This window comes from Bacteroidia bacterium, assembly GCA_025056095.1.
Lineage (GTDB): Bacteria > Bacteroidota > Bacteroidia > JANWVE01 > JANWVE01 > JANWVE01.
This window is the reverse complement of record JANWVW010000153.1, coordinates 1-6817: the sequence shown is the minus strand read 5'-3', so window position 1 is coordinate 6817 and position 6817 is coordinate 1. Positions and strand designations below refer to the sequence as shown.

9 protein-coding genes are annotated in these 6817 nt (G+C 37.2%); 1 reads left to right on the top strand and 8 read right to left on the bottom strand.

From position 1 onward, the window contains the following. The first annotated feature begins 776 nt into the window (after positions 1–776). A complete protein-coding gene (locus tag NZ519_10460) occupies positions 777–947 on the top strand; it encodes a hypothetical protein (protein ID MCS7029170.1) in 171 nt (56 codons plus the stop codon). Between the two features lie 4 nt (positions 948–951). Here NZ519_10460 and NZ519_10455 read toward each other — a convergent pair whose 3' ends face one another. The 8 genes from NZ519_10455 to NZ519_10420 form a co-directional block, all read right to left on the bottom strand. Beyond that, a complete protein-coding gene (locus NZ519_10455; GenBank protein MCS7029169.1) occupies positions 952–1683 on the bottom strand; it encodes a glycosyltransferase family 2 protein in 732 nt (243 codons plus the stop codon). 95 nt (positions 1684–1778) lie between these two features. Beyond that, positions 1779–2231: a GNAT family N-acetyltransferase gene (locus tag NZ519_10450; protein MCS7029168.1), complete on the bottom strand. Its 453-nt coding sequence runs from the start codon at positions 2229–2231 to the stop codon at positions 1779–1781. A gap of 3 nt (positions 2232–2234) precedes the next feature. Further along, on the bottom strand, positions 2235–3152 hold the full coding sequence (locus NZ519_10445) for a dihydroorotate dehydrogenase (protein ID MCS7029167.1): 918 nt from the start codon (positions 3150–3152) through the stop codon (positions 2235–2237). A gap of 1 nt (position 3153) precedes the next feature. Beyond that, the gene (locus NZ519_10440; protein ID MCS7029166.1) at positions 3154–3657 is read right to left on the bottom strand and encodes a response regulator; all 504 of its coding nucleotides are present in this window, start codon (positions 3655–3657) and stop codon (positions 3154–3156) included. A gap of 63 nt (positions 3658–3720) precedes the next feature. Further along, the gene (gene obgE / locus NZ519_10435; GenBank protein ID MCS7029165.1) at positions 3721–4707 is read right to left on the bottom strand and encodes a GTPase ObgE; all 987 of its coding nucleotides are present in this window, start codon (positions 4705–4707) and stop codon (positions 3721–3723) included. A gap of 9 nt (positions 4708–4716) precedes the next feature. Beyond that, positions 4717–6021: a 30S ribosomal protein S12 methylthiotransferase RimO gene (gene rimO, locus NZ519_10430; GenBank protein MCS7029164.1), complete on the bottom strand. Its 1305-nt coding sequence runs from the start codon at positions 6019–6021 to the stop codon at positions 4717–4719. 45 nt (positions 6022–6066) lie between these two features. Further along, entirely contained in the window at positions 6067–6630 is a 564-nt protein-coding gene (locus NZ519_10425) for a CHAP domain-containing protein (protein ID MCS7029163.1), read from the bottom strand. Further along, positions 6627–6817: hypothetical protein (locus NZ519_10420; protein ID MCS7029162.1), on the bottom strand; the 191-nt coding region annotated here is incomplete at its 5' end. The genes NZ519_10420 and NZ519_10425, both read right to left, overlap by 4 nt.

The following is a 6817-nucleotide window of genomic DNA, read 5'->3' as shown; positions in this document are numbered from 1 at the left end:
GCTTAGTTTCAAGCGAATATTAAGGGAGTTTAGTTGTAAATTGGCTACAATTTCTTAATTTTGTATCGGCGTTTACAGCAAAGCTACGGCAGGCATGTTGCTCATTTCTGTTGTAAATTGGCTACAATTTCTTAATTTTGTATCGGCGTTTACAGCACCGAGAAAAATCATTACGAGAGACAGAATGTTGTAAATTGGCTACAATTTCTTAATTTTGTATCGGCGTTTACAGCAGGAAGCCCAAGAAAAAGCATTTCAGGCCCGTTGTAAATTGGCTACAATTTCTTAATTTTGTATCGGCGTTTACAGCCCAGTACCAGCGCCACCGCCAGAACCAGGTTGTAAATTGGCTACAATTTCTTAATTTTGTATCGGCGTTTACAGCAATACTCTATTTTTCTTAATATCATCTGCTGTTGTAAATTGGCTACAATTTCTTAATTTTGTATCGGCGTTTACAGCTAAATGCCTTAACGATCTCGCCATCAGGTAGTTGTAAATTGGCTACAATTTCTTAATTTTGTATCGGCGTTTACAGCAGACCACAGCTGTAAGCGCTGATTTTCAATAAGATAAACGCCAAAAATAGCCATAAAAAAAGCCCAAAAACTAATATTTAAAATTGCAAGTTGTAAAAATAAAATTGAATTTTTTCAATCCGAACGAAATACGTACCTTTCAAAAATATAAGCGTTATTGCTCAAAATAGATTGTAATTAAAGAGTACTTTTGATTTTTCGTTTCCTTATTTATGCAAAGTTTTAGCTTGTAAGGGATTGTATTTCAGGCTTAAACAAGGTAAAGACATAATTGCACAGGTCATCTGCGTGAGGGGCATGGAGCATGCCGATAGGCAGTGCGTAGCGTTAGCGAAGCACCGAAGCGATAGCGTAGTGCGGAATGCCCCGACCCTTGCGTTAGCAAGGGGCACGCCCAAAAAAATTTAATCAATTACTTTAAGTACTTTCTTGACCAAATACCATATTTGAGAATGCAGTAAATAGCTCTAAAACCATCTTTCCAACCTATCTTTTTACCTTCTTGGTAAGTTCTGCCATAATACGAAATGCCTACCTCATATATGCGTATACCTTTGATTCGGCTTAGTTTGGCTGTTACTTCGGGTTCAAATCCAAAGCGTTTTTCTTTTAAGTATAAACTTTGTATTACCTCTCGCCTAAACATTTTGTAACACGTTTCCATATCTGTAAGGTTGAGGTTAGTGAACATGTTAGACAAAAAAGTAAGAAACTTATTTCCTATGCTGTGCCAAAAAAAGAGAATTCTATGAGGTCTTCCACCCATAAAACGAGAACCATAAACTACATCTGCTACACCATTGAGAATGGGTCTTAAAAGAATGTTGTATTCTTCGGGGTCATATTCTAAATCTGCATCTTGAATTACTACAAAATCACCAGTGGCTTTATCAATGCCTGTGTGAAGTGCTGCACCTTTACCTTGATTTTTCTCATGTTTGTAGTACTTTATGTTTAGGTCAGGATTTTCTTTTTGATAGCGTAGAATGACTTGTTCTGTGTCATCTTGGGAGCAGTCATTGACGATGATTATTTCTTTTTGAATATCATTAAGCAGCCGAACCTGCTTTATTTTGTTGAGAATGAGGTGAATCGTTTTACCTTCATTGTAAGCAGGAATAATAATAGAGAGTGTTTGAGGCATAACTGCAAAAATAGAGAATTCTTATCTCAACTTTTGATGAGCACCAAATTTATTTGCTTAATCAATAATTTAAATGCAGAGCAGAAAGTATTTCATCAAGTTTTTATTTTTATCATAGGAATATGGGCTATTCCATCTTCCCAAATAATTTCTGAACCCTGTTGAACAAAGCCAAAGTTCTCATAAAACCTTTTTAGGTACGCTTGGGCTTGAATGTAAATTACACTTTTAGGTGGACACTGCGCTATGGCTATCTCCATTACTTTTTTACCTAAACCTTTTCTTCTAAACAGCAAATGCGTGCATACTCTGCCAATAACGTATTGCCCATCTTTTTTGTAGATCCGCGCATAAGCTACTAATTTTTTAGGTAGATTTTCATCAATAAGATATATAAGAATGTGGGTTGCAGTAAAATCGTGTTCGTCAGGATCTACGTACCAGCAGCGCTGCTCGGCACAAAATACTTCCATACGCAAACGAAACATCTGAAAAGCATCAAAAAAAGAAATTTTTCCGTTTTCTAAAATAACAACCTCTGTTTGCATATTTTAACGTTGTAAAGTACCAATGATATCGGCTATATTTTGGATATTATGGGCATCCAACCATTTGTTCATTTCATCAATCATATCCTTAAAACCTTGAAGGTCATAGTAATACACCATAGTTCCTACTCCGACTAGCGTAGCGCCGCACATCATCATTTCTAAGGCATCTTTACCTGTTAGCACTCCCCCTGTACCGATAATTGGGATACGAACAGCTTTGTAAATATCATTTACCATTTTCAAAACAAGGGGCTTGATACCAGGTCCAGAAACGCCCCCTACTTTATTAGCTAAAATAGGTCTGCGGCTTTCTAAATCAATGACCATGCCTGGTCCAAAAGTATTGAAACAGCATAATCCATCTGCACCTGCATCTTCACAAGCCTGGGCAATACTGACATAATCCTCCACATTGGGCGACATTTTGATTATGACAGGAATGTGAGTTTTAGATTTGCATATTTTAGTTACCGTTGCGGCTTTTATACGAGAGCAAGCTAAAGGCTTTCCAAACTCATCTTCAATATTAGGACAAGAGATATTCACTTCAATCAAGTCGGGTTTAAGTTCAGTGATAGATTCAGTAATTAAACCGTAATCTATTTCAGAGGATGCAATTACATTAGCAATTAAGGGGGTATTAGTTTGCTTTTTGTAGAAAGAAAGTTCTTCTTTGGCTTTTTCTATTCCTGCATCAGGAACACCTACGGCATTGATAAAGTAATGTTCTGTACCTATCATAACAGGGTTTTTATGCCCTTCGTGTGCAGTCAACCAAATGGATTTAGTTGTAACGCCCCCTACCCCTATCCGCGCTACTCGTAAAAGAGCACTACCTGTAATTCCCATTATACCTGAAGCTAATACAATTGGATTTTGAAATGAAACTCCTGCAAAACTTACCGATAAATTTGCCATATTATACAGAAATGGCTATCAAAGTAATTAGCAATACTAGTGATAAACCAAATAAGCCATAGATAATACGCTGCTTTTTTTTAAGTCTTTCTCTTAAAATGTCATTTTCTTTGCGCAGGCGGACTTTATCTTGTATGTATCCAATAGTTTTACCGATTTTAGAAATACCGTTTCTATCTTTGACTACATAAGAGTAAGCACCTTGCTCAAAGCATTCTATGGCTACATGTATATCTTCCTGCCCTGACCACATAATTACAGGCATATCAGGATATTTTTCATGAATTTTTTTAAGGGTTTCAATTCCATTCATGCCCGGCAAGTAGTAGTCTAATATAATAAAGTCAGGGTTTAAGTGAAGGTTTTTAAGACACTCTTCGCCTGTTTTGAAAGGGGTCAAGTGATAATCTGATATAAACTTCCTAATTTGGTGGTCTAGCATCATAATGTAGGTTTCATTGTCTTCTACTACGAAAAAGCTTAGTGTGTGGGAATGTTTATCCATAGCTATGCAAATTACAAATTTTTGTACAAGTAAAACGTATTTCCAAACCAATTACTTCAAAAACTACCTTTGTAGGTACTGCCATATTTTATCATTTAGTTCATTTAAGCCTATTCGGGCTATGGAAGATATAAAGAGTACTTCAATTTCTTTGGGAACAGTTTTTTTGCGCTGCTCTAATTCGTCTTGAGGTAAGATATCTATTTTTGTTACAGCAAGTAGGCGTTTTTTAGACAGCAATTGAGGATTGTATTTTTCTAATTCATGTAGCAATACTTGATAACCTTGTGCGATATTTTCATTTTCTACGGATACCATAAAAAGTAGAATAGAGTTTCGCTCAATATGCCGTAAAAACCGAAGCCCTAGACCTTTACCTTCTGCGGCACCTTCTATAATACCAGGTATATCTGCCATTACATAAGAACCTATTTCTCTATATTTGACAATCCCCAAGTTAGGTACTAGGGTAGTGAAGGGATAATCTGCTATTTTAGGTTTAGCTGCAGTCATTACAGAAAGTAAAGTGGATTTGCCTGCATTTGGGTAGCCTACTAAACCGACATCCGCTAAAAGTTTAAGTTCTAAAATAATTTCCATTTCTTTGCCTTCTTCGCCAGGCTGTGCAAAACGCGGTGTTTGGCGAGTAGGACTCTTAAAAAACGCGTTACCCATTCCACCGCGCCCACCTTCTAAAAGTAAAACTCTTTGTTTATCTTGGGTTAGCTCACAAAGTACCTCACCTGTTTGAGCGTTTTTAGCCACTGTGCCCACAGGTACTTTAAGAATCACATCTTTGCCATTTTTACCTGTTTTAAGTGCGCCTTGACCTGGTTCGCCATTTCCCGCAAAAAAGTGCTTTTGGTATCTAAAATCTAAAAGTGTCCACATTTGGGCATCTGCTTCAAGATAGACGTCTCCACCTTTGCCCCCATTACCGCCATCAGGTCCACCTTTGGGTACATACTTCTCTCTACGCATAGAAACCGCACCAGGACCCCCTTTGCCCGAGCGGCATATTATCTTTACGTAATCTACAAAGTTAGACATAACTAAAAATTATTCACTCCTAACCGTTCCATACAAGTCAAATTCAGTACATTCGGTAATACTAACAGGTACAAAAGAGCCTATTTTCAACGGAGTATCGGTTTGAATAAGTACTTCATTATCTACTTCGGGCGAGTCATATTCTGTACGACCTACCCAAAACTGTCCTTCTCTTCGGTCAATAAGTACAGGTAAAGTTTGACCTATTTTTTTATGGTTGAGTTCAAAAGCAATATCCTGCTGAATTTCCATAATTTCGTCTGCTCTACGGCGTTTTTCTGTATCAGGAACAGTATCGCCAAGCGTGTATGCATACGTGTTCTCTTCATGCGAATAGGTAAATATTCCTAATCGCTCAAATTGCATTTCTTCTACAAAAGATTTAAGCTCTTCAAAGTCAGCTTCGGTTTCACCAGGGTGTCCTACAAGTAAAGTGGTACGGATAGCAATACCTGGCACTTTTTTGCGTATCTTTTCTATCAGTTCAATTGTTTTTCGTTTAGTGATTCCTCTGCGCATAATTTTGAGCATATTGTCAGATATATGTTGCAAGGGAATATCTATGTATTTGCAGATATTAGAATGTTCGCGCATAGTATCTAAAATCTCCTCAGGAAATTGAGCAGGATAGGTATAATGCAGCCTTATCCAAGCTAAACCTTTAATTTGTGCAAGCTGAATCAGTAAATCATTGAGTTTACGGGCATGGTACAAGTCTAATCCATAATAGGTTAAATCTTGGGCAATGAGCATAATTTCTTTTACCCCACTTTCAACAAGAAATTGAGCTTCTTGGACAACTTTCTCCATAGGTTTAGATACGTGTTTGCCTCGCATCAGTGGAATGGCACAGAAACTACAAGGTCTATCGCAACCTTCGGAAATTTTGAGGTAAGCATAGTGCTTGGGCGTAGTAAGCATACGCTCACCAAGCAGTTCTTTTTTGTAATCTGCGTTGAGTGTAGCTAATAAACTTGCAAGCTCTGTTGTACCAAAATAAGCATCTACTTCGGGAATTTCTTGTTGCAGTTCATTTTTGTAACGTTCAGAAAGGCAGCCTGTAACATATACTTTTTTAATTTTACCTGCTTGTTTCAAATCTACATAATGTAAGATAGTGTTAATAGATTCTTGCTTAGCTGCTTCAATGAAACCACAAGTGTTAATAATAACTATATCATGCTTAAGTCTTTTTGCTTCGTGAGATACAGAAAAATCATTTGCACGTAGTTGAGCCATCAACACTTCTGAATCTACAATATTCTTTGCACAACCTAAGGTAACCACATTCACTCGCAGGTTTTTTACTTTCATGGGGCAAAATTACTCATTTATTTTGAGTCTTAATTTGGGCATAAATTATTTTCTCATCCAAGCAATGGGTGTAAGATAACTCTCTATGTAATACCGATGATTTTCTTTTTTAAGCTTACATTTTTCTTTTGACCAGCCCCATACATTTTGTTGGTATAGGACAACCATATCCTCATAAACTTCCCCTATAATAGCCGCATGCCCGTATCGCTTGTTTTTGAACACAATAATATCATCTTTTTGGGGTTTGACCGTACCCCCATTGTAATACTGCCGAAGTCCGATAGGATTTCTTTCACCTGCTTTTATGTTATGCCCTACCCAAGTAATTGCATAGTGATACTTCGCAGGAATGTAATATTTGAGCTTTTCATAGTAGTATCTGCGTACAAATTCTGTACTTTCCCATTTTATTCCGTAGTATATACCTTTTTCACTTCTATGAGGTTTTTTAGGGGATTGGAATATTAGTCCGTTGTAGTAAATAGGTACGCCATTATACTCATTGATAGGTTTGCCTATTCGTAAGTAATCAATAGCTAGCAAAATTAGTGTCGTACAAATGAATAAAATTGTCCATCTTTTCAGCCGCTTAGCCCATCGTTTCATGCATACAAAGCTACGCAATTCTTATTTAGGTGCAGTTTGTAATTTGCGAACCTACAATTGGCTATAATTTTAGTATTTATTCTTGCTATTAGTCTAAATGTTTTATTTAGTTTTTTGGGCGTGCCCCTTGCTGACGCAAGGGTCGGGGCATTCCGCACTGCGCTAACGCTTCGGTACTTCGCTGCGC

Bases quoted from the DNA above. Each gene is read 5' to 3' on its own strand.
- NZ519_10445 (MCS7029167.1), bottom strand. From the start codon at position 3,152: ATGGCAAATTTATCGGTAAGTTTTGCAGGAGTTTCATTTCAAAATCCA.
- NZ519_10455 (MCS7029169.1), bottom strand. From the start codon at position 1,683: ATGCCTCAAACACTCTCTATTATTATTCCTGCTTACAATGAAGGTAAA.
- obgE (MCS7029165.1), bottom strand. From the start codon at position 4,707: ATGTCTAACTTTGTAGATTACGTAAAGATAATATGCCGCTCGGGCAAA.
- NZ519_10450 (MCS7029168.1), bottom strand. From the start codon at position 2,231: ATGCAAACAGAGGTTGTTATTTTAGAAAACGGAAAAATTTCTTTTTTT.
- NZ519_10425 (MCS7029163.1), bottom strand. From the start codon at position 6,630: ATGAAACGATGGGCTAAGCGGCTGAAAAGATGGACAATTTTATTCATT.
- rimO (MCS7029164.1), bottom strand. From the start codon at position 6,021: ATGAAAGTAAAAAACCTGCGAGTGAATGTGGTTACCTTAGGTTGTGCA.
- NZ519_10440 (MCS7029166.1), bottom strand. From the start codon at position 3,657: ATGGATAAACATTCCCACACACTAAGCTTTTTCGTAGTAGAAGACAAT.